This is a genomic window from Streptomyces sp. NPDC104226, assembly GCF_055584085.1.
In genome coordinates, this window is the sequence record NZ_JBVJMS010000007.1 from 18,405 (window position 1) to 37,519 (window position 19,115).

General features: G+C 71.1%; 19 protein-coding genes and 1 riboswitch. Of the genes, 9 read left to right on the forward strand and 10 right to left on the reverse strand.

Annotated features, from left to right (window positions below; genetic code table 11):
* Nucleotides 1–3 precede the first annotated feature (3 nt).
* Nucleotides 4–837: a DMT family protein gene (locus ACZ60J_RS22095; RefSeq protein ID WP_469684849.1), complete on the reverse strand. Its 834-nt coding sequence runs from the start codon at nucleotides 835–837 to the stop codon at nucleotides 4–6.
* Nucleotides 838–952: 115 nt separating this feature from the next.
* Between ACZ60J_RS22095 and ACZ60J_RS22100 the strand changes: the two genes are divergently transcribed.
* Both ACZ60J_RS22100 and ACZ60J_RS22105 read left to right on the forward strand, forming a co-directional pair.
* Nucleotides 953–1,276: a hypothetical protein gene (locus ACZ60J_RS22100; protein WP_469684164.1), complete on the forward strand. Its 324-nt coding sequence runs from the start codon at nucleotides 953–955 to the stop codon at nucleotides 1,274–1,276.
* A 6-nt stretch (nucleotides 1,277–1,282) separates the two neighbouring features.
* Nucleotides 1,283–2,470 (forward strand): glutathionylspermidine synthase family protein, encoded by a 1,188-nt coding sequence (locus tag ACZ60J_RS22105; protein WP_469684165.1) that lies wholly within the window; start codon nucleotides 1,283–1,285, stop codon nucleotides 2,468–2,470.
* Between the two features lie 9 nt (nucleotides 2,471–2,479).
* On the opposite strand, the gene rocD is transcribed toward ACZ60J_RS22105, so the two are convergent.
* Nucleotides 2,480–3,685 carry an ornithine--oxo-acid transaminase gene (gene rocD, locus ACZ60J_RS22110; RefSeq protein WP_469684167.1) on the reverse strand — a complete coding sequence of 402 codons (1,206 nt, stop codon included), beginning with the start codon at nucleotides 3,683–3,685 and terminating at the stop codon, nucleotides 2,480–2,482.
* A gap of 109 nt (nucleotides 3,686–3,794) precedes the next feature.
* Nucleotides 3,795–3,885, forward strand: a riboswitch (ZMP/ZTP riboswitch).
* 35 nt (nucleotides 3,886–3,920) lie between these two features.
* On the opposite strand from rocD, the gene ACZ60J_RS22115 reads away from it, so the two are divergent.
* The 4 genes from ACZ60J_RS22115 to ACZ60J_RS22130 all read left to right on the forward strand — a co-directional run bounded on the left by ACZ60J_RS22115 (nucleotide 3,921) and on the right by ACZ60J_RS22130 (nucleotide 8,540).
* The gene (locus ACZ60J_RS22115; protein WP_469684169.1) at nucleotides 3,921–5,201 is read left to right on the forward strand and encodes a serine hydroxymethyltransferase; all 1,281 of its coding nucleotides are present in this window, start codon (nucleotides 3,921–3,923) and stop codon (nucleotides 5,199–5,201) included.
* 438 nt (nucleotides 5,202–5,639) lie between these two features.
* Complete coding sequence (gene trpS / locus ACZ60J_RS22120; protein ID WP_469684171.1) at nucleotides 5,640–6,653, forward strand: tryptophan--tRNA ligase; 1,014 nt, start codon at nucleotides 5,640–5,642, stop codon at nucleotides 6,651–6,653.
* A gap of 140 nt (nucleotides 6,654–6,793) precedes the next feature.
* The gene (locus ACZ60J_RS22125) at nucleotides 6,794–7,417 is read left to right on the forward strand and encodes a 2'-5' RNA ligase family protein (protein ID WP_469684172.1); all 624 of its coding nucleotides are present in this window, start codon (nucleotides 6,794–6,796) and stop codon (nucleotides 7,415–7,417) included.
* 145 nt (nucleotides 7,418–7,562) lie between these two features.
* Entirely contained in the window at nucleotides 7,563–8,540 is a 978-nt protein-coding gene (locus tag ACZ60J_RS22130) for a YihY/virulence factor BrkB family protein (RefSeq protein ID WP_469684174.1), read from the forward strand.
* Here ACZ60J_RS22130 and ACZ60J_RS22135 read toward each other — a convergent pair.
* The gene (locus tag ACZ60J_RS22135) at nucleotides 8,488–9,738 is read right to left on the reverse strand and encodes a D-alanyl-D-alanine carboxypeptidase family protein (RefSeq protein WP_469684175.1); all 1,251 of its coding nucleotides are present in this window, start codon (nucleotides 9,736–9,738) and stop codon (nucleotides 8,488–8,490) included. The genes ACZ60J_RS22130 and ACZ60J_RS22135 overlap by 53 nt on opposite strands.
* 121 nt (nucleotides 9,739–9,859) lie before the next feature.
* On the opposite strand from ACZ60J_RS22135, the gene ACZ60J_RS22140 reads away from it, so the two are divergent.
* The 3 genes from ACZ60J_RS22140 to ACZ60J_RS22150 all read left to right on the forward strand — a co-directional run bounded on the left by ACZ60J_RS22140 (nucleotide 9,860) and on the right by ACZ60J_RS22150 (nucleotide 13,332).
* Nucleotides 9,860–10,120 (forward strand): SCO4848 family membrane protein, encoded by a 261-nt coding sequence (locus ACZ60J_RS22140; RefSeq protein WP_250744046.1) that lies wholly within the window; start codon nucleotides 9,860–9,862, stop codon nucleotides 10,118–10,120.
* Nucleotides 10,117–11,643, forward strand: coding sequence for a metallophosphoesterase (locus ACZ60J_RS22145; protein WP_469684177.1), 1,527 nt, complete (start codon nucleotides 10,117–10,119; stop codon nucleotides 11,641–11,643). The genes ACZ60J_RS22140 and ACZ60J_RS22145 overlap by 4 nt, the downstream gene beginning before the upstream one ends.
* A gap of 132 nt (nucleotides 11,644–11,775) precedes the next feature.
* Complete coding sequence (locus ACZ60J_RS22150; protein ID WP_469684851.1) at nucleotides 11,776–13,332, forward strand: ABC transporter substrate-binding protein; 1,557 nt, start codon at nucleotides 11,776–11,778, stop codon at nucleotides 13,330–13,332.
* 97 nt (nucleotides 13,333–13,429) lie between these two features.
* Here ACZ60J_RS22150 and ACZ60J_RS22155 read toward each other — a convergent pair whose 3' ends face one another.
* The 7 genes from ACZ60J_RS22155 to sdhA form a co-directional block, all read right to left on the reverse strand.
* Complete coding sequence (locus ACZ60J_RS22155; RefSeq protein ID WP_469684179.1) at nucleotides 13,430–14,188, reverse strand: TetR family transcriptional regulator; 759 nt, start codon at nucleotides 14,186–14,188, stop codon at nucleotides 13,430–13,432.
* 10 nt (nucleotides 14,189–14,198) lie between these two features.
* A complete protein-coding gene (locus tag ACZ60J_RS22160) occupies nucleotides 14,199–14,654 on the reverse strand; it encodes a thiol-disulfide oxidoreductase DCC family protein (protein ID WP_469684181.1) in 456 nt (151 codons plus the stop codon).
* Entirely contained in the window at nucleotides 14,630–15,034 is a 405-nt protein-coding gene (locus tag ACZ60J_RS22165; RefSeq protein ID WP_469684183.1) for a hypothetical protein, read from the reverse strand. Before ACZ60J_RS22165 ends, ACZ60J_RS22160 begins: the two co-directional genes overlap by 25 nt.
* A gap of 94 nt (nucleotides 15,035–15,128) precedes the next feature.
* Nucleotides 15,129–15,887: an alpha/beta fold hydrolase gene (locus ACZ60J_RS22170; protein WP_469684185.1), complete on the reverse strand. Its 759-nt coding sequence runs from the start codon at nucleotides 15,885–15,887 to the stop codon at nucleotides 15,129–15,131.
* A gap of 57 nt (nucleotides 15,888–15,944) precedes the next feature.
* Entirely contained in the window at nucleotides 15,945–16,469 is a 525-nt protein-coding gene (locus ACZ60J_RS22175; protein WP_469684187.1) for a hypothetical protein, read from the reverse strand.
* Nucleotides 16,470–16,579: 110 nt separating this feature from the next.
* A complete protein-coding gene (locus ACZ60J_RS22180) occupies nucleotides 16,580–17,347 on the reverse strand; it encodes a succinate dehydrogenase iron-sulfur subunit (protein ID WP_469684189.1) in 768 nt (255 codons plus the stop codon).
* Complete coding sequence (sdhA, locus tag ACZ60J_RS22185) at nucleotides 17,347–19,101, reverse strand: succinate dehydrogenase flavoprotein subunit (RefSeq protein ID WP_469684191.1); 1,755 nt, start codon at nucleotides 19,099–19,101, stop codon at nucleotides 17,347–17,349. The genes ACZ60J_RS22180 and sdhA overlap by 1 nt, the downstream gene beginning before the upstream one ends.
* Nucleotides 19,102–19,115: the final 14 nt, after the last annotated feature.

Sequence of the window (19,115 nt, forward strand, 5' to 3'; positions counted from 1 at the left end):
GCCTCATGCGCTGGACGGCTTGGGGGTCGGGGGTTCGCCGAAGCGGGCCAGGGCCAGGGAGCCGGCTACGGCCACCAGGAAGCCTGTGATGGCCAGCCAGGTCAGGCCTTCGCGGGTGCGGTCGCCCAGCCAGGCCACGCCCACCGCCGCCGGGCCGATCGTTTCGCCCAGCACCATGCCGGCCGTCGCCGCCGTCACCGAGCCGCGCGACAGGGCGGAGGTGAGGAGGAGGAAGGCGGAGCCGCCGCCCAGGAGGAGGGCGTAGAACGCCGGGTTGGACAGGGCGGAGAGGGAGACGTCGTCGATGAGGCGGACCGCCACCTCCACCACGCCGAAGCCCGTCCCGGCGGCCAGGCCGAGGGTCAGCGCCCGGCTGCGGTCCGGCAGCCCGCCCGCCACGGCCCCGACGACCAGGACGAGTCCGGCCACCGCCAGCAGCCCCAGCTTCAGCGCGAGCGTGCCCTGGCCGGAGCCCTCCTCACCGGACGCCAGCCCCAGCATCAGCAGCCCCGCGCACACCACCGCGACCGCGCCCCACTCCGTCCCGCTCAGCCGCACCTTCAGCAGCCGCGCCGCGACCACCGCGGTCACCGCGAGGCTGGCGGCGAGGGCCGCGCCCACCGCGTAGATCGGGATGTGCCGCAGGGCGATGATCTGGAGGACGAAGCCGATCCCGTCCAGGCAGAGTCCGGCGAGATAGCGCCACTGGCGCAGTGCCCGCAGCAGGAGCGCCGTGTCGACCCCGGAGCCCGTTCCCGGCTCCGCGGCCCGTGCCGCCACCGCCTGCAGCACCGACGCCGTGCCGAAGCAGACCGCCGCACCGAGCGCGCAAATCATCCCAATGAGCACGAAACGACTCTAGGTCACGGATCCCACGTCGGCCGGATTCCGTCGGCCGGGGCGGCCGTTCTAGTCTGTGCGCAGCCGGCCACCCAGGGGGAGCGAACCGTTCATGGACAGCAGTAGCAGCAGTAGCAGCAGCAAGAGCAACGACACCGCGCGCCGCATGCGCTCCGGCACGGTCGCCCTCGGCGGCATGGGCCTGCTCGCCGCGGCCCTGGTGGCCTGTGGCAGCAGCAACGAGCCCGACAAGCGCTGCGCGGACCGCGCCACCCTGCAGAAGCTGAACTCCAAGGAGTGCAAGAGCGGCGGCCGCGGTGCGTACTACTACGGCGGCACCGTCGCGAAGAACAAGGTCAGCGGCGGCAGCTTCGACAAGTCCGCCGTCACCCGCGGCGGCATCGGCGGCAGCCACAAGAGCTCCTCGGGCGGCTGATCCAGGGTGAAGCGCCACACCATCGAGCCCCGCCCCGACTGGCAGAAGACCGTCGAGGAGCAGGGGCTGATCTACCCCCTGACCCGCTACCCCGACGACTCCCTGCGCCCCTACTGGGACGAGAGCGCGTACTACTCCTTCACCCTCCCCGAGGTCGAGGCGCTGGAGAACGTCGTCGAGGAGCTGCACGCCATGTGCCTGGCGGCGGCCCAGCACATCGTCGACCACGACCGCTTCGCCGACCTCGGCATCACCGACCCGAAGCTCGCCGCGCTGATCGCCGAGTCCTGGCGGCGCCGCGCGGAACAGCCGTCCCTCTACGGCCGCTTCGACCTGCGCTACGACGGCACCGGCCCCGCCAAGATGCTGGAGTACAACGCCGACACCCCCACTTCCCTCGTGGAGGCGGCCAGCCCGCAGTGGTTCTGGATGGAGGAGCGCTTCCCCGGCGCCGACCAGTGGAACTCGCTCCACGAGCGGCTCGTCGACGCCTGGCGCCGCCAGGCGGAGCTGCTGCCGGCCGGCCCGGTGCACTTCGCGCACTCCGAGACCGACGAGCTCGGCGAGGACCTGATGACGGTCGCCTACCTCCAGGAGACCGCCGAGCAGGCCGGCATCGACGCGCGGGAGCTGTCGGTGGAGCAGATCGGCTGGGACTCCCTGTCCGGCCGGTTCGTGGACGAGAAGCTCGGTTTCATCCGCGCGATCTTCAAGCTCTACCCGTGGGAGTGGCTGGCCACCGACGAGTTCGCCCCGCAGGTCCTGGGCACGTACGACCACGGCGGCGGCTCCGGCACCACCGCCTGGATCGAGCCCCTGTGGAAGATGCTGCTCTCCAACAAGGCGCTGCTGGCGGTGCTGTGGGAGCTCTTCCCGGAGCACCCGAACCTGCTGCCCGCCTACCTGGACGGCCCGCGCGAACTCGCCACGACCACCGGCTACGCGGCGAAGCCGCTGCTGGGCCGCGAGGGCGCGGGCGTCACCCTGCATCCGGTGGGCGGCGAGCCGTTCGCACCGGAGGAGGACGAGACGTACGTCTTCCAGGGCCTCGCCCCGCTGCCCGACTTCGACGGCAACCGGGTGGTGCTCGGCGCGTGGGTCGTCGAGGACGAGGCGGCGGGCCTGGGCATCCGCGAGTCGGCGGGGCCGGTCACGGACGAGTACGCCCGCTTCCTGCCCCACGTGATCCTCTGAGCCGTCCGGTCAGCCGCCGAGGACCGACCTGAGCTGGTCCAGCCCCCAGTCCAGGTCCTCCTTGGAGATCACCAGCGGCGGCGCGATCCGGATCGTCGACCCGTGGGTGTCCTTGACCAGGACTCCGAGCCCCATCAGCTTCTCGGAGATCTCCCGGCCGGTGCCGTGCGCCGGGTCGATGTCGACGCCCGCCCACAGCCCGCGGCCGCGTACGGCGGTCACCGCACCGCCGCCGACCATCAGGTTCAGCTCCCGGTGCAGGTGGTCGCCGAGCTCGGTGGCGCGTTGCTGGTACTCGCCGGTGCGCAGCATCGCGACGACCTCCAGGGCGACGGCGCAGGCCAGCGGGTTGCCGCCGAAGGTGGAGCCGTGCTCGCCCGGCTTGAACACGCCGAGGACGTCGAGGTCGGCCACCACCGCGGACACGGGCACGACCCCGCCGCCCAGCGCCTTGCCGAGGAGGTACACGTCGGGGACGACCCCCTCGTGGTCGCACGCGAAGGTCTTGCCGGTGCGGCCCAGGCCCGACTGGATCTCGTCGGCCATGAACAGGACGTTCCGCTCGCGCGTCAGTTCCCGTACGCCCTGCAGGTATCCGGCGGGCGGCACGAGCACGCCGGCCTCGCCCTGGATCGGCTCCAGCAGCACGGCGACGGTGTTGGAGGTGACGGCGTGGGCGAGCGCGGTGAGGTCCCCGTACGGGACGATCTCGAAGCCGGGGGTGTACGGGCCGAAGTGGTCGCGGGCGTCGTGGTCGGTGGAGAACGACACGATGGTCGTCGTGCGGCCGTGGAAGTTGTCGGCCGCCACCACGATCTTGGCGTGGCCGTCCGGGACCCCCTTGACCTCGTACCCCCACTTGCGGGCGGTCTTCACCGCCGTCTCCACGGCCTCCGCCCCGGTGTTCATGGGCAGGACGGCCTCCTTGCCGCACAGCGCCGCGAGCTCGGTGCAGAAGTCCGCGAAGCGGTCGTGGTGGAAGGCGCGGGAGGTCAGGGTGACCCGCTCCAGCTGGGCGCGGGCGGCGTCGAGGAGCCGGCGGTTGCCGTGGCCGAAGTTGAGGGCGGAGTAGCCCGCGAGCATGTCGAGGTAGCGGCGGCCCTCCACGTCGGTCATCCACGCGCCCTCGGCGGTGGCGACGACGACGGGCAGGGGGTGGTAGTTGTGCGCGCTGTGCGCGTCGGCGGAGCGGATGGCATCAGCAGTTGTCGACACGGGGTCTCCGATCGTCCGTCAGGCCGGTGACGAGGGTGGCGTCACTCTGCATCCTCGCTCGAATACCGGACGGAGAAACCTTTCTCGCGGCGTGGCCGCTAGGGTGTCGGATACGCACGGCGACTGGCGCACGGAGAACCAACTCCGGGGGAGCCGTGCGCGCACGACCGCATACAGGGCCGCTCGCCTGGGCCTCGCGGGGACGAGATCCGACATCGACCCCGGAGGAGCCGCCATGAGCGCGAACCACCCCCCGTACCGTCACCCCGCCCTGCTCGCGACCGACCCCGAGCTGGCGACCTTCGTCGCCGCCGAGGAAACCCTCCAGGCCGAGACGCTGCGCCTCATCCCGAGCGAGAACTACGTCTCCTCCGCCGTGCTGGAGGCCTCCGGCACGGTGCTGCAGAACAAGTACAGCGAGGGCTACCCGGGCCGCCGGTACTACGAGGGCCAGCAGAACATCGACCGCATCGAGGCGCTGGCCGTGGAGCGGGCGAAGGGCCTCTTCGGAGTCGACCACGCCAACGTGCAGCCGTACTCCGGCTCCCCGGCGAACCTCGCCGTGTACCTGGCCTTCGCGAAGCCCGGCGACACCGTGATGGGCATGGCCCTGCCGATGGGCGGGCACCTGACCCACGGCTGGGGCGTCTCGGCGACGGGCTCCTGGTTCCGGGGCGTGCAGTACGGGGTCCAGGCCGACACCGGCCTCATCGACTACGACGCCGTACGGGACCTCGCGCTGGCGGAGCGGCCCAAGCTGATCTTCTGCGGCGGTACGGCGCTCCCGCGCACGATCGACTTCGAGGCGTTCGCGTCGATCGCGAAGGAGGCGGGCTCGGTGCTCGTCGCCGACGTGGCGCACATCGCCGGCCTGATCGCGGGCGGGGCCCACCCGTCCCCGGCGGGTCACGTGGACGTGATCTCCACGACCACCCACAAGACCCTCCGCGGTCCGCGCGGGGCGATGCTGATGTGCCGCGAGGAGCACGCGAAGGCCATCGACAAGGCGGTCTTCCCGGGCCTCCAGGGCGGCCCGCACAACCAGACGACGGCCGGTATCGCGGTGGCGCTGCACGAGGCGGCGCAGCCCTCGTTCGTGTCGTACGCGCATGCGGTCGTCGCCAACGCGAAGGCGCTGGCCGCTTCTCTGCTGGAGCGGGGCTTCGATCTGGTCTCGGGCGGTACGGACAACCACCTGATCCTGATCGACCTGACGGGCAAGTCGGTGTCCGGCAAGATCGCGGCGAAGGCGCTGGACCGGGCCGGGATCGTCGTGAACTACAACACGGTGCCGTTCGATCCGCGCAAGCCGTTCGACCCGTCGGGGATCCGGATCGGTACGCCGTCGCTGACGTCCCGGGGGCTCGGTGTCGACCACATGCCGGTGGTCGCCGGGTGGATCGAGCGTGCGGTGGCTGCCGCCGGGCAGGGGGACGAGTCGGCCCTGGCCGCGGTCCGGGCCGAGGTCGCCGACCTCATGGCCGCCTTCCCGGCCCCGGGCCTGCCCGTCGCCTGACCCCTCCCGGGTAGAGGGCGGTCCCTGCGGGGCCGTCCCCTACCCGCCCTTCCACCGTTCCCCGGGCGCTGCCCGGACCCGCGCCTCAAACGCCGGCGGGGCTGGATGAGGCCCCGGGCGCTGCCCGGACCCCGGTCCTCAAGCGCCGGCGGGGCTGGATGGGGCCCCGGGCTCTGCCCGGACCCCGGTCCTCAAGCGCCGGACGGGCTGGAGGGGGGTACCGGGCTGCGCCCCGGACCCCCCTCGGGGTTCCGCCCCAGACCCCGCGCAGCGGCACCCCCGTGACCTCGGGGGAAAGCGGTCGCTCGGCCGAGGTGGGATCCGGACGGGGCGCTACCGCCGGGTATCCGGGCGGGGGGCGGGCCCGGGAGACGGGAGCCGCCGGGTTCCGGCCAGCGGCGGGGCCGAGCCCGGTGTCACACCTGAGAGAATGGGGCCATGGCTTCTGATCGTCCTCGCGCGCTCTCCGGCATCCAGCCCACCTCCGGTTCGTTCCACCTCGGGAACTACCTCGGAGCCATCCGGCAGTACGTCGCCCTCCAGGAGACGCACGACGCCTTCTACATGGTGGTCGACCTGCACGCGATCACCATGCCGCAGGATCCGAAGGACCTGCGCGCCAACACCCGGCTGTCCGCCGCGCAGCTCCTCGCCGCCGGTCTCGACCCCGAGCGCTGCACGCTCTTCGTCCAGAGCCACGTGCCCGAGCACGCGCAGCTCGGCTGGGTCATGAACTGCATCACCGGTTTCGGCGAGGCCAGCCGCATGACGCAGTTCAAGGACAAGTCCGCCAAGGGCGGGGTCAACAGCGCCAGCGTCGGCCTGTTCACGTACCCGATCCTCCAGGTCGCCGACATCCTGCTCTACCAGGCGAACGCCGTCCCCGTCGGCGAGGACCAGCGGCAGCACATCGAGCTGACCCGGGACCTCGCCGAGCGCTTCAACCAGCGCTTCGGGCAGACCTTCACCCTCCCCGCCGCGCACATCGTCAAGGAGGTCGCGAAGATCTACGACCTCCAGGACCCGGCGATCAAGATGTCGAAGTCGGCGTCTTCCCCCAAGGGCCTGATCAACCTCCTCGACGAGCCCAAGGCCACCGAGAAGAAGATCAAGAGCGCGGTCACCGACACCGAGGCCGTGGTCCGGTTCGACACCGCGAACAAGCCCGGCGTCAGCAACCTGCTCACGATCTACTCCACCCTCACGGGGGAGTCGATCCCCGCGCTGGAGGCCGCGTACGAGGGCAAGGGCTACGGTGCGCTCAAGACCGACCTGGCCGGCGTGATGGTCGATTTCGTCACACCCTTCAAGCAGCGGACCCAGGAGTACCTGGACGACCCGGAGACCCTGGATTCCCTGCTGGCCAAGGGCGCGGAGAAGGCCAGGGCGGTCGCCGCCGAGACCCTGGCGCAGGCCTACGACCACCTCGGTTTCCTGCCCGCGAAGCACTGACGGGCACGGAAGAGGAAGAGGGCCCTGGCGATCTGGGGGGTGCTGCCGCCACACTGGGGCGGCAGCACTCGTGCGACGCACAGGCGGAGCACGGGCGAAGCACAGACCACGCACAGGGACTACAGGCGGAGGAGAGCTACGTGGGGACCGTAACGCTCGGCGTTTCGATCTCGGTCCCGGAGCCGTACGGCAGCAGCCTTCAGGAGCTGCGCGCCGGCTTCGGGGACGCTGCCGCGCACGGCATTCCCACGCACGTCACCCTCGTACCGCCGACGGAGGTGGCCGCGGACCGGCTCGCCGAGATCCGTGCCCACCTGGCCGAGGTCGCGGCCGCCGGCCGCCCCTTCGTGATGCGGCTGGCCGGCACGGGCACCTTCCGTCCCCTCTCGCCGGTCGTCTTCGTCCAGGTCGTCGAGGGCGGCCCCGGCTGCACCCGGCTCCAGGGCCAGGTCCGCGACCCGGACGGGCCGCTCAGCCGGGAGCTCGCGTTCCCGTACCACCCGCACGTCACGGTCGCCCACGGGATCTCCGAGGAGGCGATGGACCTGGCGTTCAGCACCCTCGCCGACTACGCGGCGGAGTGGGTCTGCTCCGGCTTCGCCCTCTACGAGCAGGGCTCGGACGGGGTCTGGCGCAAGCTGCGCGAATACCCCTTCGGCAACGGGGCAAGCGGAGGGGCGAGCGGCGTCCCGGCGCAGCTCGGCTCGGCGACGGACAGCAGTGCGGGGGCTGCCGCGGGCGAGGCGACCGTACGCCGTTCCTGACGCAGGAACCGGAACCGGAAACCGATCCTTCGCAGGACCAGGGCATGGAACGGCCGAGCCGTCGGGCAAAAAGTCACAATCGACGACCGTAGTACCCAAAAGCGGCAATCCCGGCTATTTGCGACAGCTCATTTACGGTGACCGTATGGACTGGCTGACGAAACTCCCGCTGATCGGGCCCCTGGTGTCCGCGCTCATGCGGACCCACCTGTGGCGTTCGTACCAGCGGCTCGACCGCGTGCACTGGAGCCGGCTGGCCGCCGCCATCACCTTCATCAGCTTCCTGGCCCTCTTCCCGCTGATCACCGTGGCCGCCGCGATCGGCGCCGGACTCCTCACCCAGGACCAGCTCGACAAGCTCCAGAGGAACCTCGCCGAGCAGGTCCCCGGCATTTCCGACCAGCTCGACATCAACGCCCTCGTCGCGAACGCGAGCACGGTCGGGCTGATCGCCGCCGCCGTCCTGCTCTTCACCGGCATCGGCTGGGTCGGCTCGATGCGGGACTGCCTGCGCGCGGTGTGGGAGAAGGACGACGAGGACGAGGGCAACCCCTTCGTCCGCAAGGGCAAGGACACGCTCGTCCTCATGGGCCTCGGCGGCGTCGGCCTGGCCTCGGCCGCCGCCTCGATCTTCGGCTCCAGTGCGGTCGGCAAGGCCGGGGACTGGCTGCACGTCCCGCGCGACGGCGCGGGCGGCGGCCTGCTGCGCGGCGGGGCCTTCCTCGTCGGAGTGGTGGCCGCCTTTCTGCTGCTGCTCTACGTCCTGACCCTGCTCCCGGGCGTCGAACCGCCCCGCCGCCGCCTGATCGAGGCGGCCCTCCTCGGCGCGGCCGGCTTCGAGCTGCTGAAGCTGCTGCTCAGCGGCTACATGCGGGAGGTCGCCACGAAGAGCATGTACGGGGCCTTCGGCGTGCCGATCGCGCTGCTGATCTGGATCAACCTCACGGCGAAGCTGCTGCTCTTCTGCGCGGCGTGGACCGCGACTCGCGATGCCGTCGAGGACACCGACGGGGACGGCGTGGAGGACCCGGAGCCCGCCGGGTCCGCCACGTCCGCCACGTCCGACTCCGCTACACCTGGCCGCGAGCCCGGCGGCCGCGCCCCCGCGGCCAGCGCCGGTTGACCGCGTAGGCCCCGCCGGCCACCACGGCCAGCACCCCGCCCGCCACGCCGAAGGCCGTACCGATCCCGCCGCCGGAGCCCGCACCGGACGCCGACGGGTTGTTCTCGTGGGACTGGGCCGGGGAGCCGTGGGAGGTGGTGTCCGCGCTCTTCGGCGGCACCAGCTCGCCCACCGGCTTGACCTTCCCGACCGCCGCGAACCCCCAGTCGAGCAGGTCCGCGGTCTCCTCGTACACGGAGTTCGCGCCCCCGGTGCCCGGGTTCATCACCGTGACCAGCAGCTTCTTGTTGCCCTGCTGGGCGGCGCCGGTGAAGGTCGAGCCGGCCATCGTGGTGTTGCCGTTCTTCACCCCGGCGATCCCCTTGTAGGGGGAGAGGCCGCCGGCTCCGGTCATCAGCCGGTTGGTGTTCTGGATCTCGAAGGTCTCGCGCGGCTTGCCCGGCTCCTGCCGGCCGGGGAACTTGGCGCTGGCCGTGCCGCAGTACTCCCGGAAGTCCTGCTTCTGCAGACCGGAGCGGGCGATGAGGGTGAGGTCGTAGGCGCTGGAGACCTGGCCCGGAGCGTCGTAGCCGTCGGGGGACACCACGTGCGTGTCCAGGGCCTGGAGCTCCTCGGCGTGCGCCTGCATGTCCTTGACGGTCTTCTCGACGCCGCCGTTCATGGCCGAAAGTACGTGCACGGCGTCGTTCCCGGAGCGCAGGAACACCCCGAGCCACAGGTCGTGGACGCTGTACTCGGCGTCCTCCTTGATGCCCACGAGGCTGGAGCCGGCGCCGACCCCGTCCAGTTCCTGGTCGGTGACCTTGTGCACCTGGTCCTTGGGCAGACCCGGCAGCACGGTGTCGGCGAAGAGCATCTTCATCGTCGAGGCCGGGGGGAGCCGCCAGTGGGCGTTGTGCGCGGCGAGGACCTCGCCGGTCTCGGCGTCGGCCACGATCCACGAACGCCCCGTCAGGTTCGCCGGCAGCGCGGGCGCGCCGGGCAGCAGGCTGACCTGCGTACCGGGCTGCCCGAGGGAAGCACCGCCGACCGTGGACATCGAGGCGGGCGGCGCGGGCGCCTTGGGGGGCTGCCCCTTCCCGTCCGCCGGCGGCGTCGGCGTGGGCGCCGCGAAGGCGGCCGGAGCCAGCAGTGCCGGGACCAGCAGGGCGGGAAGCGCGGCGGAAAGGACCGTCAACGCGGTCTTCTTGGCAGACACGCAGGTGAAAGTACATCCCGATGCTGTGATTAGCGTCATGGATCGGCCAACCCGCCGCAACCACCGCCGGGACAGCCCACCCCGGCGCGTCCGTCCTGGGGACGAAACAGATACTGAGTCCATGAGACTCAGCCGCGCCGCTTCCTGGTTCCTGCTCGCCTTCGGAGTGTGGAGCTGGTTCATCTGGGTGTCTTTCGTCCGGAACCTGTGGAAGGACGGCAGCGGTCTGGCCTTCGACGCCGCGGGGGACCCGACCGCGTACTTCTGGGTCCACCTTCTCCTGGCGGTGGCGTCCTTTCTCCTGGGGACGGCCGTCGGAGTGATCGGGTTGCGCGGAGTGCGGGCACTGCGGCGTGAATCACGTACGGAGGCGGGCGCATGACGATCGTTCTGGTCGCGGCCGTGGCCCTGCTGGTCCTGGCCCTCCTGGTGCTGGTGCACCGCTGGCTCTGGGTCCGCCTGGTCCGCGACACCACCGCCCCCGGCGGCGCGATCCGCCGCACGGGCACCGCCCTGGCCTTCGCGCTCCCGCTCCTGTCCGTGGCCGCCCTCGTCGCGGGCCGCGCCGGAGCCCCCTTCTGGCTGGAGCGCGCGGTCGCCTGGCCGGGCTACATGTGGCTGGCCGTCCTCCTGTACCTCTCCCTGGCCATGCTGGTGGCCGAGCCCGTCCGCGCGCTCTGGCTCCGCCGGTCGAACACAGCCACCGCCCCGCAGCCCGGGCCCGCGGGCCCCACCGAGTCCGGTGCGCCGACCGTCCCGCACGCCCCCGAGAGCGCGGCCCCGCCGGCGCCCGGAGCGGAGCCCCGCACCGCGCCCGCCGCCACGGGCGCGGACGCCCCGGGGTCCGGGGCGGAGCCCCGCCCTGCGTCGGCCGCCGCAGGCGCGGCCGCGTCGGGACCCGGCTCGGGGTCCGGGGCGGAGCCCCGGATTCGGGAAGGGGCGGGGAGGGGAACCGCGCCGCAGGCCACCCTCGAAGCCACTGCCGAGCCCGCGGCCCCTGCCGGGCCGACCTCCGTCACGGCGACGGCCCCGCCGGAGGCAGGCCCCGCGGAGGCGGACCCCGCGCAGCCCGGCCCCTCCGGCGTCAGCCGGCGCCGCTTCGCGCGGATCGTGGCCGGCACGGCCGCCGCCGCAGCAGCCGGCACGGTCGGCTACGGCACGTACGGAGTCCTCCGCGGCCCCCGCGTCAAGCGGGTCCAGGTCCCCCTGGCGAAGCTCCCCCGCGCGGCGCACGGCTTCCGCATCGCCGTCGTCAGCGACATCCACCTCGGCCCGATCCTGGGCCGCGCCCACACCACCCGCATCGTCGACACGATCAACCGCACGCAGCCCGACCTCATCGCGGTCGTCGGCGACCTCGTCGACGGCAGCGTCCACGACCTCGGCCCCGCCGCCGAACCGCTCCGAGGCCTCCGCTCGCGGCACGGCTCGTACTTCGTCACCGGCAACCACGAGTACTTCTCCGGGGCCCAGCAGTGGGTGGACCACGTCCGCGAGCTCGGCCTCACCCCGCTGGAGAACGCCCGCCGCGAGCTCCCGTACTTCGACCTCGCCGGGGTCAACGACATCGCGGGCGAGAGCGAGGGCCACGGCCCGGACTTCCAGGCGGCCCTGGGCGACCGGGACCGTGCCCGCAGCGCCGTGCTCCTCGCCCACCAGCCGATCGTCATCGACGAGGCCGTCCGGTACGGGGCGGACCTCCAGCTCTCCGGTCACACCCACGGCGGGCAGCTCTGGCCCGGCGAGTACGTCGCCGAGCTCGCCAACCCCACCGTCGCCGGACTGGAGCGCTACGGGGACACCCAGCTGTACGTCTCGCGCGGTGCGGGCGCCTGGGGGCCGCCGGTCCGGGTCGGTGCGCCGTCGGACATCACAGTCGTCGAACTCGCCTCATATCAGGCCTGAACCACCCGAACCCTCAACGCCACGCCACAAATCGGCCTTCCCGAGGCCGAAATTCCGTGATGGGATGTGACCGATAATCGGATAGCTGGTCGCACGCTCCGGTGTGCGCCCCGTGGGGTGGAGTCAAGGATGTTGCGGTCTGTCCGCTCGAAAGTCATCGCGGCCGGGCTGGTCCTCGGCGTCGCCGGCGTCGCCACCTGGCAGCTGCTGCCACAGGAAGCCGGCGGCGGGAAGCCGATCCGCGTCGGCACGAGCGACGTGGTCTCCTCCCTCGACCCCGCAGGGGCGTACGACGCGGGCTCCTGGGCCCTGTTCAGCAACGTCTACCAGTCGCTGCTGACCATCAAGCCCGGCGCCGACACCCCGGTCCCCGACGCCGCCTCCACGTGCGCCTTCGTCGGCGACAAGCTCACCACGTACCAGTGCGAGCTGCGCTCCGACGTGAAGTTCTCCTCCGGCCGCGCGATCACCGCCGAGGACGTCAAGTTCTCCTTCGACCGGATCAAGGCGATCAACTCCGACCAGGGGCCGGCGCCGCTGTTCAACACCCTGGAGTCGGTCAAGGCCGAGGGCCGCACGGTCACCTTCAACCTCTCCGCCGGGGACGCCACCTTCCCGTTCAAGATCGCGACGGGCGCCGCCTCGATCGTGGACAAGGACAAGTACCCGGCCAAGGCGCTGCGCGAGGAGGAGAAGGTCGACGGTTCCGGCCCCTTCACCCTCGCCGGCTACAGCGCCGGCGCGAGCGCCGAGCTCAAGCCGAACACCTCGTACAAGGGCCAGGGCAAGGTCTCCAAGAGCCCGGTCACCGTGAAGTACTTCAAGGACTCCGCGCAGCTGGAGCAGGCCTGGACCGACCACGGGATCGAGGTCGCCCACCGCGACATGCCCCCGGCGGTCCTGGCGGACCTGAACCCGGGCCTGGAGGACACCCGGTACCAGGCCTCGGGCGGTACGGAGATCCGCAGCATGGTCTTCAACCTCCGCCCCGGCTCCCCGGTGGCCCAGCCCGCCGTCCGCCAGGCCGTCGCCGCGGTCGTGGACCGGGCCAAGGTCGCCACCGAGGTCTACAAGGGCACCGTCACCCCGCTCTACTCGCTCGTCCCGGCGGGCATCGCGGCCCACAGCACGCCGTTCTTCGACGCCTGGCCCTCGCCGAACGGGGTCACCGCGAAGAAGCTGCTCAAGGACGCCGGAGTCACCACCCCGGTCGCGATCACCCTCGGGGTCAACGTGCGCGGCGCGAGCGTCCCCGAGGCCGAGGAGCTGAAGGCGCAGCTGGAGTCCACCGGCCTCTTCCAGGTGACCATCAAGCCGGTCGAGAAGTGGAACGACTTCCAGAAGGCTTACGCGGCGGGCGAGTTCGACGCCTACACCATCGGCTGGATCGCCGACTTCCCGGACGCGGACAACTTCATCGCCCCGCTCGTCGGCGCCGACAACTCCATGAACAGCGGCTACTCCGACAAGGCCGTCAACGACCTCATCACCCGCACCCAGTCCTTCTCGGACCGCGGCGCCGCCGCCAACGACTTCCGCGACCTGCAGAAGCTGGTGGCGCAGCAGGTCCCGATGCTGCCGATCTGGCAGAAGAAGGACTACGTGATGTCGCGCGAGGCCGTCGCGGGCGCCCAGTACCTCTCGGACGGCACCGGCGTGTGGCGCCTGTGGGAGCTCAGCTGGCTGTAGGCCACGCGGCCGGACCCTCCCACGGGCCGCCGGAGCCCATACGGGCTCCGGCCCTCCTCCGGGGCGGGCCCTCCCACGGGCCCTCCCACGGGCCATCCTACGGACCCACCTCCGGGCCCTCTTCCGGGCCCGCGTCCGGGTCGGAGGCCCGCTTGCGGCCCGGACGGGACACGGCCGACTGGGCCATGCCCGGCAGGAAGTCCGTGAACAGCTCGTGCACTTCCCGCACCAGCGGCCGCAGCACCCGGAACCGGGCCAGGATGATGCCCCGGGTCGTGAGCTGCGCGCCGCGCTGTGCGAGCTTGCGGGTCTTCTCGCTGTCCGGGGAGCGGTCGAAGACCCAGTAGAGGACCAGGCCCATCTGCGAGAGCCACATCAGCTCCGGCAGGACGTCGGCCAGTTCGTCCGGCACCTTGGTCTTGGCCCCCGCCAGCACCTCGCGGTGCATGTCGATCGCCGTCTTGCGGGCCGCCTCCGACTCCGGGGAGAACGGGCTGAGCGGGCTCTCCGGGTCCGCGGCGTTCTTGAAGAACTGCGAGGCGAACTCGTGGTACGGCGCCGCGATGTCCAGCCAGCTGGTCAGGACGCCGGCGAGCCGCTTCTGCAGATCGGTCTCGTGGTCCAGGATCGGCCGGACCGCCGCCAGGTGCGCCGCGCCGATCCGGTCGTAGAACCCCTGGACCAGGTGTTCCTTGGACTCGAAGTAGTAGTAGGCGTTGCCGACCGATACTCCGGCCTCCTTGGCGATACCGCGCATCGTCGTCTTGTCGAAGCCGCGCTCCTGGAAGAGACGGAGCGCGGTTTCGAGGATGAGCGTGCGGGTCTGCTCGCTCTTGGGAGCCTTCTGATCAGTCACGGTCCCGAGCCTATCGGGGCGCGGAACACTGGTCGTCACAGGCCGGTTCCCCCACTTCCTCCGGAGGTGCCGCGGAGCCGTCCCGTACCGCCTCGCGCCAGGTGGAGGCGGTGTACATGGCGGCCCTGGCGAAGGGCCGGCCGGCCGGAGTGGCCAGCCAGTTCGCCTTCGGCCGGTGCTCGGCCAGCGCCCACAGGCAGACGATGAAGGCGTCCGTCCCCTTCCACACCTGTCCGGAGTCGCCGATGACGGTGATCTCCTTCAGCGTCGAGGCGTGGTCGAGCCGCGGGTAGAGCCGCTGCGCCTCGAAGGAGGCGGCGGGGATCAGCCGGAGCGGTACCAGCCATCGCTGGCCGAGCAGCCAGTGCCGGATGTGCACGCAGAGCGGGCAGTTCGCGTCGTAGAGCACCGTCAGGTGCCGGGTCGCGGTGGCCACGGTGATCAGGCCCCGGCGGGCATGGTCCACCCCTGGGGGGCGACCGGCGGGGTCTGCTGGCGCTCCATGATGCCCCGGCGGCGCATCCTGTTCAGCACCCAGACGTTTCCGAGGTGCATGACGCCGAGGACCAGGAGCACGACGCCGAGCTTGACCGACAGGGCCTCGAAGAGCCCGCGGGCGGCGACGATCTCCTCGGCCGAGCGCAGGTAGAGGGTCACGAAGCCGATGTTGACCAGGTAGAAGCCGACCACCAGGAGCTGGTTGACGGCGTCCGCGAGCTTCTCGTTCCCCTGGAGCACGTCCCCGATGAAGACGCGGCCGTTGCGGCTGAGCGTGCGGGCCACCCAGACGGTGAGGCCGATGCTGATGAGCAGGTAGATGACGTACGCGACCACGGTGAGGTCCATTGCCCTCAGCCCCCTTGAACGTGTTCAACTGCTGACAGCACTGACTGTAGACCCATTTTTGAACAGTTCAAGCGAATGTGCGGGGGTGGTTCCGTCAGCGTTCGAGGAGGAAGTCCAGCAGCAACCGGGTGGTCTCCTCCGGGCGTTCCAGGGAGGGGAGGTGGCCGGCCCACGGGAGTTCGAGATGTGCGGCGCCGGGGACGAGGGAGGGCAGCTCGGCGGGGATCCGGCGGAAGTCCGCGACGTCGTGGGCGCCCCCGACGGCCAGGACGCGTGCGGTGACGGCGGCCAGGTCGACGGCGGGCTCGGGGAGCTCGTGGTCCCCGGTGGGGGACGGCTCCGACCGGAAGTTGGCCAGCTGCATGTCCCGTACGGAGCGGTGGGTGTCGGCCCCGGCCTCCGGGCCGAGCCAGTACCGGGCGTTGAACTCGGCCGCGCCCTCCAGGTCCCCGGCGTCGAGCAGGGCGTCCTCGGCAGCCCCGAACTCCTGCAGCTCCGCGCTCGGTACGTGCCCGGGCCGGCCCGGGCACAGCAGCGCCAGCGCGCTCGCCCGCTCCGGGTGCAGCGCGGCCAGGGTCAGCGCCACCCGCCCGCCGTAGGAGGAGCCGACGAAGGCGGCCCGGCGGATGCCGAGGTGGTCCAGCAGCTCCCGTACGTCCCCGTGGTCGCTGTACGGGGCTTCGGCGGCGGGGGAGTCGCCGCAGGTCCGGAAGTCCGGCCGGACCACCCGGAACCCGGCGGCGAGCAGCGGCTGCCACTGCGGCTCCCACATCCGCCGGTCGCACACGGAGGAGTGCAGCAGAACGACGGCCGGGGCGTCGGCGGGACCGTCCACATCATGAGAAATGATCATCCGCCGATCTTCCCGGACACCCGCCCCCGCGGACCACCGGGTTTCCCCGGGGCCGCGTCACATGCTCAGCGCACGCGCCTGGTTGAGCTGGCTCATGACCCACATGTAGGTACCCGGGTCGACCGCGGGGATCATCGTGGAGTGGTGGCGGCCGGCGCTGTTGACCGTGATCTGGATGTACCCCGTGGTGCGGCGCTCCTTCATCAGGAGGAAGAGCAGGCCGAGCAGGCAGAAGAGGAAGAAGATGACGGCCAGCACGATCGCGTGCGCCGGGATCTTCTCCTCCGTCCGGGAGAAGTCAGTGGCGTTCCACACCGCGCCCTTGAGCGGCATGGTGCCCGACGGGGTGATGATCTGGTCGCCGGCGATCGTGATGTCGCCCAGGGAGAGTCCGGCGGCCGGGTACCCCATGGGCGCCATCGGCATCTGGGCCGCAATGCCCGCTCCGCCGATGGTCGGCTGGTAGGCCGGGGGCTGGGGATAGGGCTGCGGGTAGCCGTAACTCGGAGTCCCGGGGCCCCACTTGTACTCGTCGCCCTGGCCCGGGTCGCTCGCGTAAGGGTTCGGCTGCTGCTCACTCATGTGCCCGATGATTCCACAGGCTCCGGCGGGCCAGTAGGGCGATTGCCGGTACGCGGAAGGCCCCGTCCCCGGTGCGAACACCGGGGACGGGGCCCTCGTACATCAGAGAATCAGAAGCGGCGCGTGATGAGGGCGCGCTTCACTTCCTGGATCGCCTTCGTGACCTCGATGCCGCGCGGGCACGCGTCGGTGCAGTTGAAGGTCGTGCGGCAACGCCACACGCCGTCCTTGTCGTTCAGGATCTCCAGGCGCTGCTCACCCGCCTCGTCGCGCGAGTCGAAGATGAAGCGGTGCGCGTTGACGATCGCCGCCGGGCCGAAGTACTGGCCGTCGTTCCAGAACACCGGGCACGAGGACGTGCACGCGGCGCACAGGATGCACTTGGTGGTGTCGTCGAAGCGCTCGCGGTCCTCGGCGGACTGCAGGCGCTCGCGCGTCGGCTCGTTGCCCTTGGTGACCAGGAACGGCATGACGTCCCGGTACGCCTGGAAGAAGGGCTCCATGTCGACGACGAGGTCCTTCATCACCGTCAGGCCCTTGATGGCCTCGACCGTGATCGGCTTCTCCGGGTTGATGTCCTTGATCAGCGTCTTGCAGGCGAGCCTGTTCTTGCCGTTGATCCGCATCGCGTCGGAGCCGCAGATGCCGTGCGCGCACGAGCGACGGAAGGTGAGCGTGCCGTCGAGGTCCCACTTGATCTTGTGGAGACCGTCGAGCACGCGCTCCTTCGGGTCGATCTCGATCTGGAAGTCCTGCCAGGTCGACTCGTCCGAGATCTCCGGGTTGAACCGGCGGATCCGGAACGTGACCGTGATGAAGGGCGAGGCAGCTGCCGCCGCCTCCATCTCGTCCGTCTTGCTCAGGGTCGGGGTGGCCATCAGTACTTACGCTCCATCGGCTGGTAGCGGGTGACGACGACCGGCTTGTAGTCCAGGCGGACGGAGTCCTTGCCGTCGTCGCCGACCTCGCGGTACGCCATGGTGTGGCGCATGAAGTTGACGTCGTCGCGGTTCGGGTAGTCCTCGCGGTAGTGACCGCCGCGGGACTCCTTGCGCGCCAGCGCGGACACGGCCATGACCTCGGCCAGGTCGAGCAGGTTGCCCAGCTCGATGGCTTCCAGCAGGTCCGTGTTGAAGCGCTTGCCCTTGTCCTGGACGGACACGTTCAGGTAGCGCTCGCGCAGCTCCGCGATCTTCTCGACCGCGGTCTTGATCGTCTGCTCGGTGCGGAACACCATCACGCAGGCGTCCATCGTCTCCTGGAGCTCCAGGCGCAGGTCCGCGACCCGCTCGTTGCCCGTGGAGTTGCGCAGCCGCTCGACCTGGTCGACGACCTGCTGCGCCGGGTTCTCGGGCAGCTCGACGAAGTCGTTGGCGTGGGCGTACGCGGCGGCCGCGATGCCCGAGCGCTTGCCGAAGACGTTGATGTCCAGCAGCGAGTTGGTGCCCAGGCGGTTCGCGCCGTGCACCGACACGCACGCGACCTCGCCGGCCGCGTACAGGCCCGGGACGACGGTGGTGTTGTCCGCGAGGACCTCACCCTCGACGTTCGTCGGGATGCCGCCCATGGCGTAGTGCGCGGTGGGCTGGATCGGGATCGGGTCCGTGTACGGCTCGATGCCCAGGTAGGTGCGCGCGAACTCGGTGATGTCCGGGAGCTTCGCGTCGAGCTGCTCCGGCGGCAGGTGCGTCAGGTCCAGGTACACGTGGTCACCGGCGGGACCGCAGCCGCGGCCCTCACGGATCTCGGTGTAGATGGAGCGCGAGACGACGTCACGGGACGCGAGGTCCTTCATGACCGGCGCGTACTTCTCCATGAAGCGCTCGCCGTCCTTGTTGCGGAGGATGCCGCCCTCACCGCGGGCGCCCTCCGTCAGCAGGATGCCCATGCGCCAGATGCCCGTCGGGTGGAACTGGAAGAACTCCATGTCCTCCAGCGGCAGGCCGCGGCGGTAGCAGGCCGCCTGGCCGTCACCCGTGAGGGTGTGCGCGTTGGAGGTCACCTTGAAGAACTTGCCGGTGCCGCCGGAGGCGTAGATGACGGACTTCGCCTGGAACACGTGGATCTCGCCGGTGGCGAGCTCGTACGCGACCACGCCGGCCGACTTCTTGACGCCGTCCTCCTCGACCAGGAGCTGGTCCAGGACGTAGAACTCGTTGAAGAACTCCACGCCCTCCTTGACGCAGTTCTGGTACAGCGTCTGGAGGATCATGTGGCCCGTGCGGTCCGCGGCGTAGCAGGACCGGCGGACCGGCGCCTCGCCGTGGTTGCGGGAGTGCCCGCCGAAGCGGCGCTGGTCGATGGTGCCGTCCGGGGTGCGGTTGAACGGCAGGCCCATCTTCTCGAGGTCGAGGACCGCGTCGATGGCCTCCTTCGCCAGGATCTCGGCGGCGTCCTGGTCGACCAGGTAGTCACCGCCCTTGACCGTGTCGAAGGTGTGCCACTCCCAGTTGTCGTCCTCCACGTTGGCGAGCGCGGCGGCCATGCCGCCCTGCGCGGCGCCCGTGTGGGAGCGGGTGGGGTAGAGCTTGGTCAGCACGGCGGTGCGGCTGCGCTTCGTCGACTCGATGGCGGCGCGCATGCCCGCACCACCCGCCCCGACGATGACGGTGTCGTACTTGTGGATCTTCATTGGTTTCGCCTCAG

Bases quoted from the DNA above. Each gene is read 5' to 3' on its own strand.
- ACZ60J_RS22095 (WP_469684849.1), bottom strand. From the start codon at position 837: ATGATTTGCGCGCTCGGTGCGGCGGTCTGCTTCGGCACGGCGTCGGTG.
- ACZ60J_RS22175 (WP_469684187.1), bottom strand. From the start codon at position 16,469: ATGAGTGAGCAGCAGCCGAACCCTTACGCGAGCGACCCGGGCCAGGGC.
- ACZ60J_RS22180 (WP_469684189.1), bottom strand. From the start codon at position 17,347: ATGGCCACCCCGACCCTGAGCAAGACGGACGAGATGGAGGCGGCGGCA.
- trpS (WP_469684171.1), top strand. From the start codon at position 5,640: ATGGCTTCTGATCGTCCTCGCGCGCTCTCCGGCATCCAGCCCACCTCC.
- ACZ60J_RS22100 (WP_469684164.1), top strand. From the start codon at position 953: ATGGACAGCAGTAGCAGCAGTAGCAGCAGCAAGAGCAACGACACCGCG.
- ACZ60J_RS22165 (WP_469684183.1), bottom strand. From the start codon at position 15,034: ATGGACCTCACCGTGGTCGCGTACGTCATCTACCTGCTCATCAGCATC.
- ACZ60J_RS22140 (WP_250744046.1), top strand. From the start codon at position 9,860: ATGAGACTCAGCCGCGCCGCTTCCTGGTTCCTGCTCGCCTTCGGAGTG.
- ACZ60J_RS22145 (WP_469684177.1), top strand. From the start codon at position 10,117: ATGACGATCGTTCTGGTCGCGGCCGTGGCCCTGCTGGTCCTGGCCCTC.
- ACZ60J_RS22115 (WP_469684169.1), top strand. From the start codon at position 3,921: ATGAGCGCGAACCACCCCCCGTACCGTCACCCCGCCCTGCTCGCGACC.
- sdhA (WP_469684191.1), bottom strand. From the start codon at position 19,101: ATGAAGATCCACAAGTACGACACCGTCATCGTCGGGGCGGGTGGTGCG.
- ACZ60J_RS22170 (WP_469684185.1), bottom strand. From the start codon at position 15,887: ATGATCATTTCTCATGATGTGGACGGTCCCGCCGACGCCCCGGCCGTC.
- ACZ60J_RS22130 (WP_469684174.1), top strand. From the start codon at position 7,563: ATGGACTGGCTGACGAAACTCCCGCTGATCGGGCCCCTGGTGTCCGCG.